The organism is Pseudogemmatithrix spongiicola (assembly GCF_030623445.1).
GTDB lineage: Bacteria > Gemmatimonadota > Gemmatimonadetes > Gemmatimonadales > Gemmatimonadaceae > Pseudogemmatithrix > Pseudogemmatithrix spongiicola.
The window spans coordinates 2,926,232-2,941,492 of sequence record NZ_CP130613.1 but is presented as its reverse complement, the minus strand read 5'-3'; the positions used below and the strand labels follow the sequence as shown (position 1 = coordinate 2,941,492).

Sequence of the window (15,261 nt, the reverse complement as noted above, 5' to 3'; positions counted from 1 at the left end):
AATCTCCCCACCGATGCTCCGCAAGACCCTGCTGTACCTGTCGCACCAGCCGCAGATCTTCCGATTCGTCCGCAACAACGGACTCGCCAAGAAGTTCGCGTCGCGATTCGTCGCGGGTGAAACCATCGCTACTGCCTGCGATGCCGTCGCCGAGCTCAAGGCGAAGGGCATCACGGCCTCGCTGGACCTGCTTGGCGAATCCGTCACCAACGAAGCCGAGGCGCGCGAAACGGCGCGGCAGTACCTGGCCCTCGTCGATGAGATGCAGCGCCGCGGCCTCGAAGTGAACGTGAGCGTCAAGCTCACCGCGCTCGGTCAGGACATCAGCGCTGCGCTCTGCGAAGAGAACATCCGCGCCATCCTCGCCAAGGTGAAGGGCTATGGCGGCTTCGTGCGCCTCGACATGGAGAGCTCGGCGTACACGCAGCGGACCATCGACTTCTTCGAGCGGCGGCTGTTCCCCGACTATCCGGAGACGGTGGGTGTCGTGCTGCAGAGCGCGCTGCGCCGCACGCTGGCCGACGTCGATTGGAGCGTGCAGAAGCAGTGCCGCGTGCGCATTTGCAAAGGCGCGTATCTCGAGCCGGCGACGGTGGCCTTTCCCGACAAGCGGGACGTCGACGCCAATTACGTCGAGGCCATGCAGCGGCTGATGCAGAAGGGCCGCTACCCCGGCCTCGCCACCCACGACGAGCGCATCATCGACGAAGCCATCCGCTTCGCGAAGGCCAATGGCATCGCGCCGGATCGCTTCGAGTTCCAGATGCTCTACGGCGTGCGTCGCGACTTGCAGGAGCGGATCGTGAGGGAAGGCTGGCGCATGCGCGTCTATGTGCCCTTCGGCACGCAATGGTATCCGTACCTGATGCGCCGGCTCGCCGAGCGTCCGGCCAACCTGGCGTTCATCACGGGCAACGTGATGAAGGAAATGGTGAAGGGCCGTTGAGCCGTTTCCTGCCGGCGGACCACACCAAGGGTGACGAGACCACCGTCGGTGGCTACGAGGCCGTGCATGCGCGGCCGGCCGCCCTGGATGCGCCGGACGGGTTTCCGTACAGCATCGCCCGCATGGCCGATCCGCTCGCCGACGATCCCCGCGGCGCGTGGGGAGCGTATCTGATGTTCCTGCGCTGGCGTCGCATCGGCGAGGAAGGCGTGGAGGGGCATGTCGAGACGGCATACCTCGAGTTCGGCCCGACGCGCGCGGCGGTGCTCGAGGCCCTCGGTGCGTGGCCGCTGGCGCGTGCGCAGGACGCCCTGAACGCGCTGCTGCGATGAGCGCCATGCAGGGCATCGTCATCGAGGGTACGGGCGGCGTCTGGCAGGTGCGCACGCCCGATGGCACCATGCTGCCATCGGCATTGGCGGGGCGGCTCAAGCAGGAAGAGCGCGACTTCGTGAAGCTGGCGGTCGGCGATCATGTCACGGTCGAGCCCGAGGAGCGCGGCCAAGGCTGGCGCATCACGGCGATCGCACCGCGCAAGTCGGTCCTCGCGCGACGCGAACCGGGTGGCCGCTACGGCGAGCGCGTCCTCGCCGCCAATGTCGATCAGGTCTGCGTCGTGTTCGCGGTGGCGAACCCGGAGCCGCACGTGCGCATGATCGACCGGTTTCTCGTCGTGTGCGAGGCGAACGACCTCGAACCGCACGTGGTGCTGAACAAGGTCGATCTCGTGGCGGACGCCGCGATGATCGACGCGCTCGCGGCGCCGTACGAAAAGGCGGGCTACCCGGTGCATCGGACCAGCGTGAAGCGCGGCATCGGCCTCGACGAGCTCCGCGCCGTCTTGCATGGCAAGGTGACGGCGGTCGCCGGCCCGTCGGGCGCCGGCAAGTCGTCGCTGCTCAACACCCTGCACCCGGGCGTCGCGCTGCGGACGGCGGAGATCTCGCAGAGCGTCAACAAGGGCCGCCACACGACCGTCGGCGCGAAGCTGATCCCGCTGCCTGATGGCGATGAAGGCTACCTGGTCGACACGCCGGGTCTTCGCGAGATCGCGATGTGGGGCCTGCCGGCCGAGTCGCTGGACCAGTGCTTCCGCGAGTTCCGCCCGTACCTGGGCGAGTGCCGGTTCCAGGACTGTCACCACGAAGTCGAGCCGCAATGTGCAGTGCAGCAGGCCGTCGAGTCGGGCAAGGTCGATCGCGGACGCTACGAGAGCTACCTCAAGCTGTACGCGGAGCTCCGCGCTTCGGAGCGCCCGCGGTGACGTCCGCCGTGATCCGCGACATGCTGCCCGGCGATGCGCCGGCCATCGCGGCGATCTACTCGCACTACATCACGCACACGACAGTCACGTTCGAGGAGCAACCGGTCTCGGCGGACGAGATGCAGCGTCGCGCGGAGGCGGTCACGGCTGCGGGGCTGCCGTGGCTGGTGGCCGAGGCCGCAGGAGCCGTTGTCGGCTACGCCTATGCGACCCCGTGGAAGCCGCGCTCGGCGTATCGCTTCTCTGTCGAAGCCACCGTGTATGTCGCCGATGCGGCGCGGGGCCGCGGCCATGGCCGCGCACTCTACGCCGCGTTGTTCGAGCGGCTGCGGGCTCAGGGCCTCCACGCCGTCCTCGGCGGCATCACGCTGCCGAATGACGCCAGCATCGCGCTGCACGAGGCGATGGGCATGACGAAGGTCGCCCACCTGCCCGAGGTCGGCTTCAAGTTCGGCCGTTGGCTCGACGTCGGGTATTGGCACCGGCTGCTCTGAGCCGGGGCGCTCAAACCCTCGGGGAACCCGCGTGGTCGAAACGTGTAAGCTCGTCCACCCGTTCAACTTTCATGCGCCTCGTTCACCTGTCTCTTGCATTCCTCGCCGCGCTGAGCGCGTCGTCACTGCATCTCGCCGCGCAGACCGGACCAGGGGCGCGCGACTACGAAGCGGGACGCAACTATCTCCGCGCCAACCAGCCGGACCGCGCCGAGCGCAGTTTCGAACGCGCGATCGAACGTGAGCCTCGCAACGGCACCTATCATCTCTGGCTCGGCAACGCCGTAGGGCAGCAGGCAGCCACGGCGAACGTGGTGCGCCAGCCGTTCCTCGCGCGTCGCGTGAAGAGCGCCTTCGAGCAGGCGGTGCGTTACGACCCGGAACTGCTCGATGCACGCGAAGGGCTCATCCAGTTCCACCTGCTCGCGCCCGGTGTCATGGGTGGCGACAAGGCCGAGGCGCAGCGCCAGCAGCGCGAGATCGCGCGACGGAATCCGGCGCGCGGACATGTCGCGGCGGCGAATATCGCGTGGTCGGGCCGCGACACGGCAACGACGGAGCGGGAGCTGCGGGCGGCCATCGCGCTGCAGCCGGACTCGCTCGCCGCGACAGCCAATCTCTCGGCGCGGCTCGTCCAGTGGCGCCGTGTTCCCGACGCGTTCGCGCTGTGGGACGCGTTCTTGGCGCGCCAGCCGGCGAGCGTTCCCGGGCGGTATCAGGTCGGTCGACTCGCCGCGATTACCGGCCAGCGACTGCTGGACGGTGAGCGCCATCTGCGGGCGATCCTCGCGATCGAGACTTGGCCCGAGGACAACTGGGCGCCCGGCAAGGCTGCCGCGCACGCGCGACTCGGCGACGTGCTCCGGCAACAGGGCAAGCGCGACGACGCCCGCGCCGCCTACGACCGCGCGTTGGCGCTCGACCCCAATCTGCAGATCGCCAAGGACGGACGGCGGGCCCTAGGCAGTACGAACTGAGCCCGCGTTACGGGCTCAGGCGCTCCACGACCCATGAGGCCGCATCGCGCCGATACCGGATGCGGTCGTGCAGGCGGCTCGCACGCCCCTGCCAGAACTCATACGACTCAGGCTGTAGCTGGAACCCGCCCCAGTGCGGGGGCAGCGGCACGTCTTCGCCCGGGTATTGCACGTCGAGCTCCGCATGCTTGCGCTCGAGCTCATCGCGGCTGGCGATCACCGAGCTCTGGGCGGAGGCCCACGCGCCGAGCCGGCTGCCGCGCGGCCGCTGCACGAAGTACGCCGCCGAATCCTCGGAGGGAATCCGCGTGATCGCGCCGCGCAGCCGCACCTGACGCTCTAGAGGGCCCCACCAGAAGCAGAGCGCGCCACGCGCATTCGCGTCCAGTTCAAGGCCCTTCACCGAGCGATAGTCGGTGAAGAACACGAAGCCTCGCTCGGTGGCCTCCTTGAGGAGCACCATGCGGACGTTGGGAAAGCCATCGCCGTCCGCCGTCGCCAAGGCCATCGCATTCGGCTCGTACACGCGCGCCTCCTGCGCCTCATGGAACCAGCGGCGGAACTGATCGAGCGGATCCGCCTCCACGTCTCCCGCGTCGAGCGTCGCGCGGCGGTAGTCCTCTCGGAGGTGGGATAGATCCATGGGCCCTTCAGTGGGAGAGGGAAGACGGCGGTACGGGCGGTGGGTAGGGATACGATAATGGGGGAGACGGGGGAATCACGAGAGAGGGGCGCCACACGGATGCGACCTCTCCCCCCTCCCCCCCGTCTCCCCCATTCCCCTCTCTCCATCCCCGCCCGTACCCCCCTCTCCCGTCTCCCACGGAAAGAGGGAACCCGTAGCCCCAACGCCGGATAACTGCGATGTTCCAGTGATGACCGAAGAGCTCGCCCCCGCGACAGACGAACACGCCGAGTTCAGTGCTCTCACGCTGACGGCGCTGGACGACGTGTATCGGTTTGCCCGCTCGCTCACGCGCGACGAGGCAGACGCCGAGGACGTGGTGCAGGAGACCTACCTGCGCGCGTTCCGGAGCTGGAAGACCTTCCAGCCGGGCACGGATGTGCGGCGCTGGCTCTTCACCATCGCGCGGAACGTGTTCCTGCGCTCTCGCGAACGGGGGCAGCGGGAGGTCACCTTGGACGACGATGGCGCGGAGGCCGTGGATGCCGCGCAGTCGAAGGAAGGCTGGGTACGGCGTGGACTCGATCCGCTGCTCGCGCGGACCGATCTCGCCCCGGCCATCCAGCAGGCGTTGGAGGACATCCCCGACACGTTCCGCTCGGCGGTGGTGCTCGTGGATCTCGAAGACCAATCGTACGAGGACGCCGCACAGGTCCTCGGCATTCCCGTCGGCACGGTGCGTTCCCGCTTGTTCCGTGGCCGGAAGCTGTTGCAGGAGAAGTTGGCCCTGCATGCGCAGGACCTTGGACTCATTCCACCTCCCGGCCCCGACCGGAGCGATGCATGATGCAGCACACGCATGACGATGGAGCGCCGATCAAGGATTGCCGCGGCGCGATGAACAAGCTCTTCGATCTGTTGGATGGCGAGCTGACGCCGGATCGCGAACGCGAAGTGCGCTCGCACATCACGTCCTGTCCGGACTGCTTCAGCCACCACGATTTCGAGGAGCGCTTCCTCAAGGCCCTGCAGGCGGCCAAGAAGTCGGTCTGCGCCTCCGAGAAGCTTCGCGACCGGCTGATGAGCGCACTGCGCGCCGAAGGCCTCACCCGCTGATCGCGGAGTGGCAGATCGGTGAGTTCGACACCTGAAGGGACGGCGAGCCATCGCCGGGAAGCGCAGGCGCTCGGGGCGCTGCGCATCGCCGTCCTGACCGTGACGGACTCCCGCACGGAGGCCACGGACGAATCCGGGCCGTTGGCGCGACGGCTGCTCGAGGCTGCGGGCCACGAGATCGCCCGCCACGCGCTGCTCCCCAACGACGAAGCCCGTGTGCGCGCGCTCGTCGCCGAGTGGCTGGCGACTGGAGACCTCCACGCCATCGTCATCACTGGCGGCACCGGACTCGGCAGCAAGGACCGCACCGTCGAAGCCGTGACACCGCTGTTCGAGAAGGAGATTCCGGGGTTCGGCGAACTCTTCCGGCTCTTGAGCTACCAGGAGCAGATCGGCACGACGGCGATCCTCAGCCGCGCGGTGGCGGGCAGCGCGAAGGGCGCCGTCATCGTGTCGCTGCCGGGTTCGAAGGCAGCGGTCGAGCTCGCGTTGACGCGCGTGCTGATTCCGGAGCTGCGCCACCTGCTGCGTGAGATTCGCAAGTGAAGATCTATTCGTGGAACGTGAACGGCCTGCGCGCCGTCATCCGCAAGGGCGACTTCCAGAAGTTCATCGCCAAGCACAAGCCGGATGTCCTCTGCCTGCAGGAGACCAAGGCCGAGCAGGGGCAGGCCGAGATCGACCTGCCCGACTACGAGGAGTACTGGAACTCCGCGTCCACCAAGGGCTACTCCGGCACGGCGATCTTCTCGCGCGTGAAGCCGCTCAAGGTGACCACCGGGTTCTCGGCGGCCATCCGCAAGAAGTACGCCCTCGTCGACAGCGAGGGGCGCGACAGCAACGATGAGGGCCGTGTGGTGACGGCCGAATTCGCCAAGTGCTTCGTGGTGAGCGTGTACACGCCGAACGCCAAGGACGACTTGAGCCGCCTGCCGCTGCGCGAGAAGGCCTGGGACCCGGCCTTCCTCGCGCACTGCAAGGCGCTGGAGAAGAAGAAGCCGGTGGTGTTCTGCGGGGACCTGAATGTGGCCCACACCGAGCTCGACCTCGCGAACCCCAAGCCGAACGTCGGGAACAAGGGCTTCACCGACGAGGAGCGCGCCGGCTTCCAGGCATTCCTCGACGCGGGCTTCGTCGACACGTTCCGGTTGTTCACGCAGGGCAATGGCCACTATTCCTGGTGGAGCCAGCGGGCCAACTGCCGCGCGCGGAACATCGGCTGGAGAATCGACTACGTGTTGGTGTCGAAGGCGCTGGCCAAGCAGGTGAAGGCGGCGCGGATCCACACGGATGTGATGGGCAGCGATCACTGTCCGGTGAGCATTACGCTGGCGCGATAGCCGACCATGGCGCCCTCAGGGCGTGAGGCGCCACACGTCGTTGAGGGAGTTGGTCTGGAAGGCGCCCCCGAACAGCACCAGCGCGCGCGTACTCCCGCTCCATGCGAGGGTGGCATCGCTCCGAGCCGGAGGACCGTAGTCATCCGTGAGGAGGCGTGTCCACCGGCATCCCGCTCGCTCGTCGCGTCCGAGATCGATTCGCCAGACGTCGCGGCTGTATCGCGAGTCGTCATCGTAGCCGCCAAAGGCCCAGAGTACCTCGCCGCTCGGTTCCACGGCAACCGCCAGTCCGAAGTGACTGGTCGGTGCGTCTAGGCAGTCGACGCGCTGCCACTTGGCAGCGGCAGCATTGAGGTCGCGAAGGGTCCACAGCGTGGCGCGTAGCCCTGCGCCGGGGACGATGCGGATGAGTCGCGCACGGGCGGGATCGAAGGCCACCGCAGCACCGGCCGACTGCGGCGGAGCTCCGTCCGTGGAATCCACGGCGACCAGCCGCCACTCCCCGGAGCGCTGTGTGGAATCGTCGAAGGCGAAAATCCACGTGTCGTGCATGTGCACCGTGAAGCAGTCATTGCCGCCGTGCAGCAAGAGCCGGTTGGTGGCAGCATCGAACGCCAGCCGATGCGATGCCCGTGCTGAGGGACGCGGGCCGCGCTGCGCCACCTGATGCCATCGCCGCGCCTGCGACGGCCCGGCGCCACCGAGCATCCACAGGTCGCTCGAGCAGGGTGACGTGCTGCCGAAGGCGCCGCCGTGCAGGAACACTCGGTCGCGAGTCGGGTCGAGCGTGGCCGCTGCGAGCCAGCGCGGCGCCGGGAAGCGGTCACCCTCCGTCTCGACGGTTGTCCATGTCATCGACTCCCCGCGGAGGCCAACGAGGCGCATCACGCGCCCATTCAATCGCTGCGGATGCATCGTCTCGGTGCCGAACATGACCAGCAGCGCGTCCTCCGCCGAGTCGAGCACCACCGATGGTCCGATCAGGTGCAGCGGTGTACCGTGATGGCTCGCCACAGGTTGCCACGCGAGCGGCGACGCAGCGAGCCCCTCACGCCGGCGGAGGGCGGTCATCGTCAACGCCGTCGCAAGCATGGTTGCGATCGCGGCGCCGCCAACGAGGACCGCGAGGGATAGACGGGCCGGTCCCTCCGGCATCGCATCTGTCACGACGCTGGTGGGCCGAGAATCGCGCAGCGCGCGCTCCGACCGTCCCGCCGCCGTGGGAACGCCGCGAGGCACCGACCGCTCGAGCGCTTCCACCACGCTTGCCGTTTCCGCCGACGGTGCGATTCCGAATTCGCGTGCCAGCTTGTCGCGCAGGCGGTCGTAGATGCGCGAGGCCGATCCACGGTCGCCGACGGCGACATGGAGTTGGATGGCCAAGCGCGCGACCGCCTCGTCGAGCGGAGCCAGCGCGGTCGCCCGTTCGGCGCGCACGATGGCAGCGTCCAGTCGCCCCGCATCGCGCTCGCGATGCGCCGCCTGTACCAGCGCCTGTACGACCTCACGATGCAGGCGCGTCCGCTCCTCGTCGACCCAGCTTTCGAACGCTTCCGCGACGCCATCGACGTGTACGCCATCGAGGAACGGACCGACAAGCCGTTCCGCCGCGCCCAACGCATCACCGGCCGCCAACGCCGCCTCGACCGCAAGCGCGTCACACGACAGGCCTGACATGTCGAGCGCGACTTCCTCGGCGCTGCGCGTCACGACGAGATCGGCGCCGAGGTCGTCGCGCAGTCGTGAGAGAGTCGTGCGCAGCGCGGCACGCGCGCGCTCGTCGGGCAGTTCGGGCCAGAAGAGGGCCGCCAGCTTGTCGCGGCGGTGGAAGCCGCGCGGTCGCGCGCAGGCCAGGTACACCACCAACGCCAGTCGCTTGGTGTGTCGGCTGAGGTCATCGAGCGGCCTGTCATCGGCCGCGATCGCCTCCATCCCTCCCAAGACCCGAAGCCGGAGCATGCGCGAGACCCCCTGTAACGCCTAAGAAACGCCAAACCGGACGTGGCGGCAACGGGAGGCGGCTACTTAGTGCGGCTCGAAGCGAAGCACGCACAAAAACCTGTGAGGCGCGGGGACCATGCGAATGACTCTGGCTCAGGTGTGGCGATCGACATCCACTACTGCGCGGCTGATATGTGCCGCCGGGCTCGGCGCATGCGCAGCCGATCCCGTGTTGCCGCCCGAGCCGGTGGATCGGGTCGAGATCCTCGTCGCCGACACCGTGCTCGAGATCGGCGCGACTCGCCAGCTCACCGCCCGCGCCCTCTCGGCCTTCAGCGTGGAACTGACGGATCGGCCCGTGACGTGGAGCGTCTCCCCGGCGGGCCCGCTGAGCGTGGACCCCCAAGGGCTGGTGACCGCGCTGGCGCCGGGAAGCGCGGCGGTGACGGCATCGGCCGGCGGCAAGGTCGCGTCGCGCGTGCTGACCGCGCGCGAACCCGTGGTCGCCAGTGTCGCGGTGACCGGGCCCGCGTCCACGCTGTTCGTCGACCACTCGCTGAATCTCACCGCGACGCCTCGTTCAGCATCGAATCAACCGCTGGCTGGACGCATCGTCACGTGGACCTCCAGTAATCCCTCGGTCGCGTCGGTGTCAGACCAAGGCGTGGTCACCGGAGTCGGCGCGGGTACGGTGACGATCACCGCCGTCGTGGAAGCCATCGTCGGGCAGATGACGCTTACGGTCAGTCTCGCGCCTATCGCAAGCATCACGGTCAGCGGTCCCGGGTCGTCGGTTGTCGTCGGCCAATCGCTGAACCTGACGGCGACGGCGCGCTCGTCGAGCGGGCAAGCATTGTCGGGCCGCAGCTTTGTCTGGGCGACCAGTGATGCGGCCGTGGCCACCGTTTCGTCCGCAGGGATCGTGACGGGCGTGGCAGCAGGGACCGCGACGATCAGCGCCAGCGCCGAGGGGGTCAGTGGCAGCATGGCGGTGAGTGTCTCTGCGATACCAGTCGCGACTGTGACCGTCACGCCGGCCCTCGATACCCTAGAGGTCGGCGAGACTCTGCAACTTGCGGCGCGTACGTTTGCCTCAGGGGGTTCGGAGCTCACGGGCCGCGGGGTGACGTGGCAGTCCCTGAACACGGCAGTCGCAACGGTGAGCGCGGCCGGTCTCGTGACGGCGGTCGGTCCCGGCAGCACGACTGTGCGCGCGACGAGTGAAGGGGTGAACGCCGACGCCACCGTCGTTGCCGTGTCGACTAGCGGCTTCTGGGAGTCGCGGGCGGCGATGCCGAACGCGCGATGGGCGTTCAGCATGGGTGCCGTCTCGGGCACGATCGTCGCGGTCGGCGGGTTCCGCGTCGGCGGTCATCGTTCGGACGTCGAGGCCTACGACGCCACGTCAAACACGTGGTCAATACGCAGCGGCAGCGGATTCATCCAGACGGGGGCCGGGGCAGGCGTCATCGGCGGGAAGTTGTATGCGGCAGGCGGTACGGACTGCTGCGTCGTCTCGACCCAAGTGCGCGCCTACGATCCAAGCACGCAGCTGTGGACGTCGTTGGCAGGCCTCACCGTCGGTCCCCGCGCCGACCCTGCGGCCGCGGTCATCGGCAACGTGCTGTACGTCGCCGGCGGCCGGAATGGATCCACGACCGTCGCGACCCACGAGTCCTTCGATCCGACCGCGGCCACGAACGGCGTGTGGACCATCCGTGCCTCGATGCCCACGGCGCGCACGGCGCCCGCCGGTGCGGCGCTGGATGGCAAGTTCTATGTGGTCGGTGGCCAGCTTGTCGGTGGCGCGTTCGCCAACCACGTGGAGGTGTACGATCCCGCGACGAATGCATGGACCGCGCGCACGGCGATGCCAACCGCGCGCGCGGACCTCGTGCTCTTGGCTCACAACGGCAGGCTGTACGCCATCGGAGGCAACAACGGCACGCCGCTCGGCGTCGTCGAGGAGTACAATCCCACGACGAACACTTGGCGGACGCTGGCGGTGATGCCCACGGCGCGCATCGCGGCGCGCGGCGCCGTGGTGAACGGCAAGCTCTACGTGATCGGTGGCTACAACGGGGTGAACACGGCGCTGGGCACGGTGGAGGCGTTCACGCCGCCGTGACCCCGCGCCGGCAACGCGGCCCGATCAGTCCTCGAGCACCAGCGTCCACCGAATCGGTGTCGCTGGATCGATCGAGCTGCCCACGGAGCAGTACTTCGTCACCGCCAGCTCGATGGCGCGCTCGGCGTGGGCGCGTTCGATGCCCGCGCCCCTGATGTGGTAGGTGATGTCGACCGCGACGACCCGCGCCGGTACGGCGTTCGCCCGTTCCGCGTGCACTTCCATGCTCAGCGATTCCACCGGCGTGCGGCGCTTCGCGAGAATGTCGACGATGTCGACGCCTGTGCAGCCGGCGATGGCGATGCCCAGCGCATCGACCGGGCTCGGTCCCGTCGCGCCGCGGCCATCGAGGCGAATCGTCGGACCACCGCTCGCGCGCCCGCCGTCGAACTGTTGGTCACCCGCCCACGTGACGACGGTCTTGGAGGGCGGCTTGCCCTGCGTGCCTTCAGCCATGATGCCTACGACTCCGATTCAGTTGCCCAGCCCCATGCGGAGCCGGTCGAGCGCGACGCGCCCGTTGGTGATGACCAGTAGGGGATCGCGCAGCGTCCCCGGATTGGCGAGGGGATCATGCTCGAGCACGATCAAATCCGCTTCGTAACCAACCCGCAGCTGCCCCGTGGCATTCCCGACGCCGAGCAGCTCCGCCGCGCCGCTGGTCGCGGTTGCCAGCGCCTGCACGGGGGTCAGGCCGAGCCCGACAAAGCGCATCACCTCGTGGCTGATGCGCGTCGTGCTTTCGCGATGGTAGTCCGTGTCCGCGCCCGCGGCGATGCGTACGCCCATCGCGTGTGCCCGACGAATCACGTCCTCGATGCGCGGCTGCATGTGCTGGCCGCGCAGTTCGAGCACCGGGTCGCTGTAGTCGCCGCCCGGCGTCGTGAGGTCGACGATCGTCGACAACGTGGGCACCAGCCAGACGTTGCGCTCCTTCATGAGGCGCAGCGTGGAATCGGAGAGGTACGTGCCGTGCTCGATGCTCTTCACGCCGGCGCGCACCGCCGCGTATGCCCCTTCGTCACCGTGCGCATGCGCCATGACGGGGATGTTGGCCTTCGCGGCCTCTTCCACGACCACGCGCAACTGCGCTTCGGTGTAGGTCTGCTGCCGCGGGTCCGTGTCGGGCAGGCCGGCACGCTCGGTGCCGCGCGTCTTGATCCAGTTCACGCCGCGCGCGGCGTTCACCTGCACGAGGAGCCGCAGCTGCTCCGGCGTGCGCACGCCACCGGCCAGCGGCGCGAGTCGTGCGTCGGCCGTGATCGTTTCGCCGAGGTCGGGTGAGACGAAGACGCCGGTGGCGAGCACGTCCGGCAGGATCATCCAGCCCGACTTCCCGATGTCCCGCAGGGCGACGTCTTGGTAGTTCGGCACGGACGCCGAGCGTACCGTCGTGACGCCGCTGAGCAGGGCGCGGCGCGCGTCAGCGACCGTGCGGATGTGCGTGTGCGCGTCGATCAGTCCGGGAGCCACCCAGCGGCCGGCGGCGTCGAGCACGCGTGCCCCTGCCGGCACCGCACCGTTCTCGCGAATGCTTTCGATCTTCCCGGCGCGGATCACGATGGTCGCATTGCGCAGGCGCGTGTCACTGACGCCGTCCACCACGTTGGCACGTGTGATGGCCAGTACCTCCTGCGGCAGCTGGGCGGCGCCCGCATTGGCGAAAAGCGCCGACGCAGCGGCAACCGCGAAGGCACGACGCACGAATCTCAGCATGGATGTCATCCGATTCTGGTCCCGTTCTCGACGGGAACGTTGACCTGCAGCAGCACGACGTCCGTGGGGTCCGGCATCGCGCCGAGGACCAGCACCTCGCTCTTGAAGCCGGCGATGCGGCGCTCGCCGAGGTTCACGGCCGCGACGACCTGCCGTCCGACCAAGGCTTCCGGCGTGTAGCGCTTCGTGAGCTGGGCCGAAGACCGCTTCACCCCCAGCTCCGGGCCGAAGTCGATTTCCAGCTTGATGGACGGCTTCCGAGCCTCCGGAAACGGCTCGGCGGCGAGCACCGTCCCGACCCGCATGTCGATGGCAAAGAACTCTTCGGGGGTGGCCATGCGTTAAGGTACACAACATGTCCCAATACCAGAAACACGCCTTCGTCTGCACCTCTGGCAAGACCTGCAAGGCCGCCGATTCGCAGCTCACCTTCGAGGCGCTCAAGCATGCTTGCCGCGATGCGGGCATCGCGCAGCAGGTCCGCGTGAACCATGCCGGCTGCTTCGCGCAATGCGGACACGGACCGATGGTCGTGGTGTACCCCGAGAACACCTGGTACCACGGCGTCACGGTCGAGAAGGCGCAGCGGATCTTCAGCGAACATCTCATCGGCGGCGCCGTCGTCGAGCAATTCCGGTACGTCGCGCCGCCGGGCGACAACAAGCTGCCAGGCACCTGATGTCTGAGCGGCATCCCCTGCAGGGATTGATGGAGCCGTACACGCGCCACGTGCTCGTGTGCGTCGGCGGCTATTGCGCGCGCGATCGCGGAGGGCGCGCCATCTATTCCCAACTCGCGCGCTTGCTGGAACGCGAAGGCCTGCTCTTCGGCCCCACGCGGGTGAAGCGCAGCGAGGCGCCCTGTCTCGGTGTGTGTACCGGAGGTCCGATTGTCGTCGTGTACCCTGAGGGCACGTGGTATGCCGGCGTCACGCCGGAGCTGCTCGAACGCATCGTCGTCGAGCATCTGAAGGGCGGACAAGAGGTCCGCGAGGCCGTGTTCCATCGGCTCGCGGAGCCTCCTGCGCCCTGAGCGCTGCGGTAGTGGGCCTAGGCCTTTGGTGGACGAACGCCGTGACCGGCGCGACATTATCGGACGATGACCCAAGACCTCACCAGCGTCCTGTTCGAACGTCGCATGCAGCAGGGTCCCGTCGTGCGCATCCGGCGCGTGCCCGCGGCCACGCCGGGCGCCGTGGCGGCCGTGATCGAAGTGGACCGGCGCGCCGGGACGCCGCGCGAAGCCGAGGGCGGCGTCCCGCCGGCATTGATGGCGGTCGAAGGAGAAAGTGAGGAAGCCGTCGTGGCGTCGCTGATGCCGTTTGCGGAGGATGACTCGGCGGTCGCGCGCCTGTTGGCGGCGCGCGGCCTCCGCTGACTGCCGCGCTCGGCGTCTCGACGGACCGCTAGATCGACGAGCGCACGGCTTACGCCATCGCCTGCAGTTTCGCGACGCGCAGCTCCGTGGCCGGATGCGTCGAGAACAGCGACATCATGCCGCCGCCAAGCGCCGAGAGCGGATTGGAGATCGCCAAGGCCGCTGCGGCCGGTGCGACGTCCATCGGGATCCGCTTCGCGTAGGCCTCCAGCTTCTGCAGCGAACTGGCGAGCGCCAGCGGCTTGCCGCTGATTTCGGCGCCGACCGCATCGGCCTTGAACTCACGCTGACGCGAGATCGCCGACTGGATCAACGCGGCCGCCAGCGGCGCCACGAAGAACATCACCATCGCACCGACGATGTTGGAGTTGCCCTCCTCGTCGCGGCCGCCGAACCACAGCGCCATCTGGCCCAGCGAGGAGATTGCGCCCGCCATGGTGGCCGTGATCGTCTGCAGCAGCATGTCGCGGTTCTTGATGTGCGCCAGCTCGTGCGCGATCACGCCCTCCAGTTCGTCGCGGTTCACGAGCTTGAGCAGCCCTTCCGTGACGCAGACGACGGCGTTCTCCTCGTTGCGACCCGTCGCGAACGCGTTGGGCTGGTCGTGCGGCGCAATCGCCAGCGTCGGCATCGGCAGGCCAGCGCGCTGGCGCAGCCGATCCGTCATCTCATACAGCTCGGGCGCCTGGGCGCGGTCCACGACCTGCGCCCGGTACATCTTGAGCACCATCTTCGAGCTGTTCCAGTACATGAAGACGTTCATGACGCCGGCGAACAGCAGCGCCATCACCAACCCGCTCTGGCCTCCGACGACTCCACCCACCGCACCGAGAAGGGCGGTCATGGCTGCCATCAATGCGAAGACCTTCACGTTGTTCATCTCATACTCCTACAAGGGGTTACAGGCACCCTGCCACGGCGGCAGGGACTCCCGGGACACATGTAGATTAATCACGCAACTGCCGTGCCAGTTCGCCCGCGGCTAGGTTCCATCGCGATGGCCAACAACCCCGACGCGCGGCGGAAGTTCCTCGACGCCGCCTCCAAGTACTTGCTCGAGACGCCCAAGAAGGCGGTGCCGGAACCGGCCCCCTTCGTGCCGCCTCGCCTCACGTTCAGCGCCCTGAAGGAGATCCCGATGTCCCGCTCCCGCGACCGCATCCTCGCCAACCTCGAGGAGATGTACACCGAGGCCTTCCGCCGCGCGAAGGAGACGGGCGACGAGGCGCAGATGGCGTCGCTGGACTTCGCCTACCGCCGCGAGCAGTTGTACTTCGAGATCCTGCTCGACGTCCGGGACGCGGTCGAGCGGCGCTAGACCGTCGCGTCCACGCGCG

At 68.2% G+C, this 15,261-nt stretch carries 20 protein-coding genes; 14 read left to right on the top strand and 6 right to left on the bottom strand.

Translation table 11 applies throughout. The features are described 5' to 3' along the window. Window positions 1–13 precede the first annotated feature (13 nt). The 5 genes from Strain318_RS13470 (at window position 14) to Strain318_RS13450 (ending at window position 3,681) form a co-directional block, all read left to right on the top strand. Window positions 14–946: a proline dehydrogenase family protein gene (locus Strain318_RS13470; RefSeq protein ID WP_367886216.1), complete on the top strand. Its 933-nt coding sequence runs from the start codon at window positions 14–16 to the stop codon at window positions 944–946. After that, window positions 943–1,278, top strand: coding sequence for a hypothetical protein (locus Strain318_RS13465; RefSeq protein WP_367886215.1), 336 nt, complete (start codon window positions 943–945; stop codon window positions 1,276–1,278). Before Strain318_RS13470 ends, Strain318_RS13465 begins: the two co-directional genes overlap by 4 nt. Further along, on the top strand, window positions 1,275–2,210 hold the full coding sequence (rsgA, locus tag Strain318_RS13460; RefSeq protein WP_367886214.1) for a ribosome small subunit-dependent GTPase A: 936 nt from the start codon (window positions 1,275–1,277) through the stop codon (window positions 2,208–2,210). Before Strain318_RS13465 ends, rsgA begins: the two co-directional genes overlap by 4 nt. Next, window positions 2,207–2,704 carry an arsinothricin resistance N-acetyltransferase ArsN1 family B gene (locus tag Strain318_RS13455; RefSeq protein ID WP_437436306.1) on the top strand — a complete coding sequence of 166 codons (498 nt, stop codon included), beginning with the start codon at window positions 2,207–2,209 and terminating at the stop codon, window positions 2,702–2,704. Before rsgA ends, Strain318_RS13455 begins: the two co-directional genes overlap by 4 nt. 71 nt (window positions 2,705–2,775) lie before the next feature. Further along, the gene (locus Strain318_RS13450) at window positions 2,776–3,681 is read left to right on the top strand and encodes a tetratricopeptide repeat protein (protein WP_367886213.1); all 906 of its coding nucleotides are present in this window, start codon (window positions 2,776–2,778) and stop codon (window positions 3,679–3,681) included. Between the two features lie 7 nt (window positions 3,682–3,688). Here Strain318_RS13450 and pdxH read toward each other — a convergent pair whose 3' ends face one another. Further along, a complete protein-coding gene (pdxH, locus tag Strain318_RS13445) occupies window positions 3,689–4,324 on the bottom strand; it encodes a pyridoxamine 5'-phosphate oxidase (RefSeq protein WP_367886212.1) in 636 nt (211 codons plus the stop codon). Window positions 4,325–4,556: 232 nt separating this feature from the next. On the opposite strand from pdxH, the gene Strain318_RS13440 reads away from it, so the two are divergent. From Strain318_RS13440 to Strain318_RS13425, 4 genes are read left to right on the top strand one after another with little or no spacing between them, the layout of a single operon-like run. Beyond that, on the top strand, window positions 4,557–5,153 hold the full coding sequence (locus tag Strain318_RS13440; protein WP_367886211.1) for a sigma-70 family RNA polymerase sigma factor: 597 nt from the start codon (window positions 4,557–4,559) through the stop codon (window positions 5,151–5,153). Next, window positions 5,150–5,422, top strand: a complete 273-nt coding sequence (locus Strain318_RS13435; RefSeq protein WP_367886210.1) for a zf-HC2 domain-containing protein — start codon at window positions 5,150–5,152, stop codon at window positions 5,420–5,422. Before Strain318_RS13440 ends, Strain318_RS13435 begins: the two co-directional genes overlap by 4 nt. 18 nt (window positions 5,423–5,440) lie before the next feature. Further along, window positions 5,441–5,968: a MogA/MoaB family molybdenum cofactor biosynthesis protein gene (locus Strain318_RS13430; RefSeq protein ID WP_367886209.1), complete on the top strand. Its 528-nt coding sequence runs from the start codon at window positions 5,441–5,443 to the stop codon at window positions 5,966–5,968. Then, a complete protein-coding gene (locus Strain318_RS13425; protein ID WP_367886208.1) occupies window positions 5,965–6,762 on the top strand; it encodes an exodeoxyribonuclease III in 798 nt (265 codons plus the stop codon). Before Strain318_RS13430 ends, Strain318_RS13425 begins: the two co-directional genes overlap by 4 nt. Before the next feature lie 15 nt (window positions 6,763–6,777). On the opposite strand, the gene Strain318_RS13420 is transcribed toward Strain318_RS13425, so the two are convergent. Next, window positions 6,778–8,694, bottom strand: a complete 1,917-nt coding sequence (locus Strain318_RS13420) for a Kelch repeat-containing protein (protein WP_367886207.1) — start codon at window positions 8,692–8,694, stop codon at window positions 6,778–6,780. Window positions 8,695–8,932: 238 nt separating this feature from the next. Here Strain318_RS13420 and Strain318_RS13415 point away from each other — a divergent pair, with 238 nt between their 5' ends. Continuing rightward, window positions 8,933–10,831, top strand: a complete 1,899-nt coding sequence (locus tag Strain318_RS13415; protein WP_367886206.1) for an Ig-like domain-containing protein — start codon at window positions 8,933–8,935, stop codon at window positions 10,829–10,831. 24 nt (window positions 10,832–10,855) lie between these two features. Here Strain318_RS13415 and Strain318_RS13410 read toward each other — a convergent pair whose 3' ends face one another. The 3 genes from Strain318_RS13410 to Strain318_RS13400 are packed head-to-tail and all read right to left on the bottom strand — an operon-like array spanning window position 10,856 to window position 12,885. Then, entirely contained in the window at window positions 10,856–11,287 is a 432-nt protein-coding gene (locus Strain318_RS13410; protein WP_367886205.1) for an OsmC family protein, read from the bottom strand. Window positions 11,288–11,305: 18 nt separating this feature from the next. Beyond that, complete coding sequence (locus Strain318_RS13405; RefSeq protein WP_367886204.1) at window positions 11,306–12,547, bottom strand: amidohydrolase family protein; 1,242 nt, start codon at window positions 12,545–12,547, stop codon at window positions 11,306–11,308. 5 nt (window positions 12,548–12,552) lie between these two features. After that, the gene (locus Strain318_RS13400) at window positions 12,553–12,885 is read right to left on the bottom strand and encodes a tRNA-binding protein (protein WP_367886203.1); all 333 of its coding nucleotides are present in this window, start codon (window positions 12,883–12,885) and stop codon (window positions 12,553–12,555) included. 17 nt (window positions 12,886–12,902) lie between these two features. Between Strain318_RS13400 and Strain318_RS13395 the strand changes: the two genes are divergently transcribed. From Strain318_RS13395 to Strain318_RS13385, 3 genes are all read left to right on the top strand, one after another. Continuing rightward, window positions 12,903–13,226 carry a (2Fe-2S) ferredoxin domain-containing protein gene (locus Strain318_RS13395; RefSeq protein ID WP_367886202.1) on the top strand — a complete coding sequence of 108 codons (324 nt, stop codon included), beginning with the start codon at window positions 12,903–12,905 and terminating at the stop codon, window positions 13,224–13,226. After that, window positions 13,226–13,579, top strand: a complete 354-nt coding sequence (locus tag Strain318_RS13390; protein WP_367886201.1) for a (2Fe-2S) ferredoxin domain-containing protein — start codon at window positions 13,226–13,228, stop codon at window positions 13,577–13,579. The genes Strain318_RS13395 and Strain318_RS13390 overlap by 1 nt, the downstream gene beginning before the upstream one ends. Window positions 13,580–13,645: 66 nt before the next feature. Further along, complete coding sequence (locus Strain318_RS13385; protein ID WP_367886200.1) at window positions 13,646–13,924, top strand: hypothetical protein; 279 nt, start codon at window positions 13,646–13,648, stop codon at window positions 13,922–13,924. 49 nt (window positions 13,925–13,973) lie between these two features. Here Strain318_RS13385 and Strain318_RS13380 read toward each other — a convergent pair whose 3' ends face one another. Then, window positions 13,974–14,804 carry a zinc metalloprotease HtpX gene (locus Strain318_RS13380; protein WP_367886199.1) on the bottom strand — a complete coding sequence of 277 codons (831 nt, stop codon included), beginning with the start codon at window positions 14,802–14,804 and terminating at the stop codon, window positions 13,974–13,976. Window positions 14,805–14,888: 84 nt separating this feature from the next. On the opposite strand from Strain318_RS13380, the gene Strain318_RS13375 reads away from it, so the two are divergent. Further along, complete coding sequence (locus Strain318_RS13375) at window positions 14,889–15,242, top strand: hypothetical protein (protein WP_367887962.1); 354 nt, start codon at window positions 14,889–14,891, stop codon at window positions 15,240–15,242. Window positions 15,243–15,261: the final 19 nt, after the last annotated feature.

Bases quoted from the DNA above. Each gene is read 5' to 3' on its own strand.
- Strain318_RS13470 (WP_367886216.1), top strand. From the start codon at position 14: ATGCTCCGCAAGACCCTGCTGTACCTGTCGCACCAGCCGCAGATCTTC.
- rsgA (WP_367886214.1), top strand. From the start codon at position 1,275: ATGAGCGCCATGCAGGGCATCGTCATCGAGGGTACGGGCGGCGTCTGG.
- Strain318_RS13450 (WP_367886213.1), top strand. From the start codon at position 2,776: ATGCGCCTCGTTCACCTGTCTCTTGCATTCCTCGCCGCGCTGAGCGCG.
- pdxH (WP_367886212.1), bottom strand. From the start codon at position 4,324: ATGGATCTATCCCACCTCCGAGAGGACTACCGCCGCGCGACGCTCGAC.
- Strain318_RS13440 (WP_367886211.1), top strand. From the start codon at position 4,557: ATGACCGAAGAGCTCGCCCCCGCGACAGACGAACACGCCGAGTTCAGT.
- Strain318_RS13435 (WP_367886210.1), top strand. From the start codon at position 5,150: ATGATGCAGCACACGCATGACGATGGAGCGCCGATCAAGGATTGCCGC.
- Strain318_RS13420 (WP_367886207.1), bottom strand. From the start codon at position 8,694: ATGGAGGCGATCGCGGCCGATGACAGGCCGCTCGATGACCTCAGCCGA.
- Strain318_RS13410 (WP_367886205.1), bottom strand. From the start codon at position 11,287: ATGGCTGAAGGCACGCAGGGCAAGCCGCCCTCCAAGACCGTCGTCACG.
- Strain318_RS13405 (WP_367886204.1), bottom strand. From the start codon at position 12,547: ATGCTGAGATTCGTGCGTCGTGCCTTCGCGGTTGCCGCTGCGTCGGCG.
- Strain318_RS13400 (WP_367886203.1), bottom strand. From the start codon at position 12,885: ATGGCCACCCCCGAAGAGTTCTTTGCCATCGACATGCGGGTCGGGACG.
- Strain318_RS13395 (WP_367886202.1), top strand. From the start codon at position 12,903: ATGTCCCAATACCAGAAACACGCCTTCGTCTGCACCTCTGGCAAGACC.
- Strain318_RS13390 (WP_367886201.1), top strand. From the start codon at position 13,226: ATGTCTGAGCGGCATCCCCTGCAGGGATTGATGGAGCCGTACACGCGC.
- Strain318_RS13385 (WP_367886200.1), top strand. From the start codon at position 13,646: ATGACCCAAGACCTCACCAGCGTCCTGTTCGAACGTCGCATGCAGCAG.
- Strain318_RS13380 (WP_367886199.1), bottom strand. From the start codon at position 14,804: ATGAACAACGTGAAGGTCTTCGCATTGATGGCAGCCATGACCGCCCTT.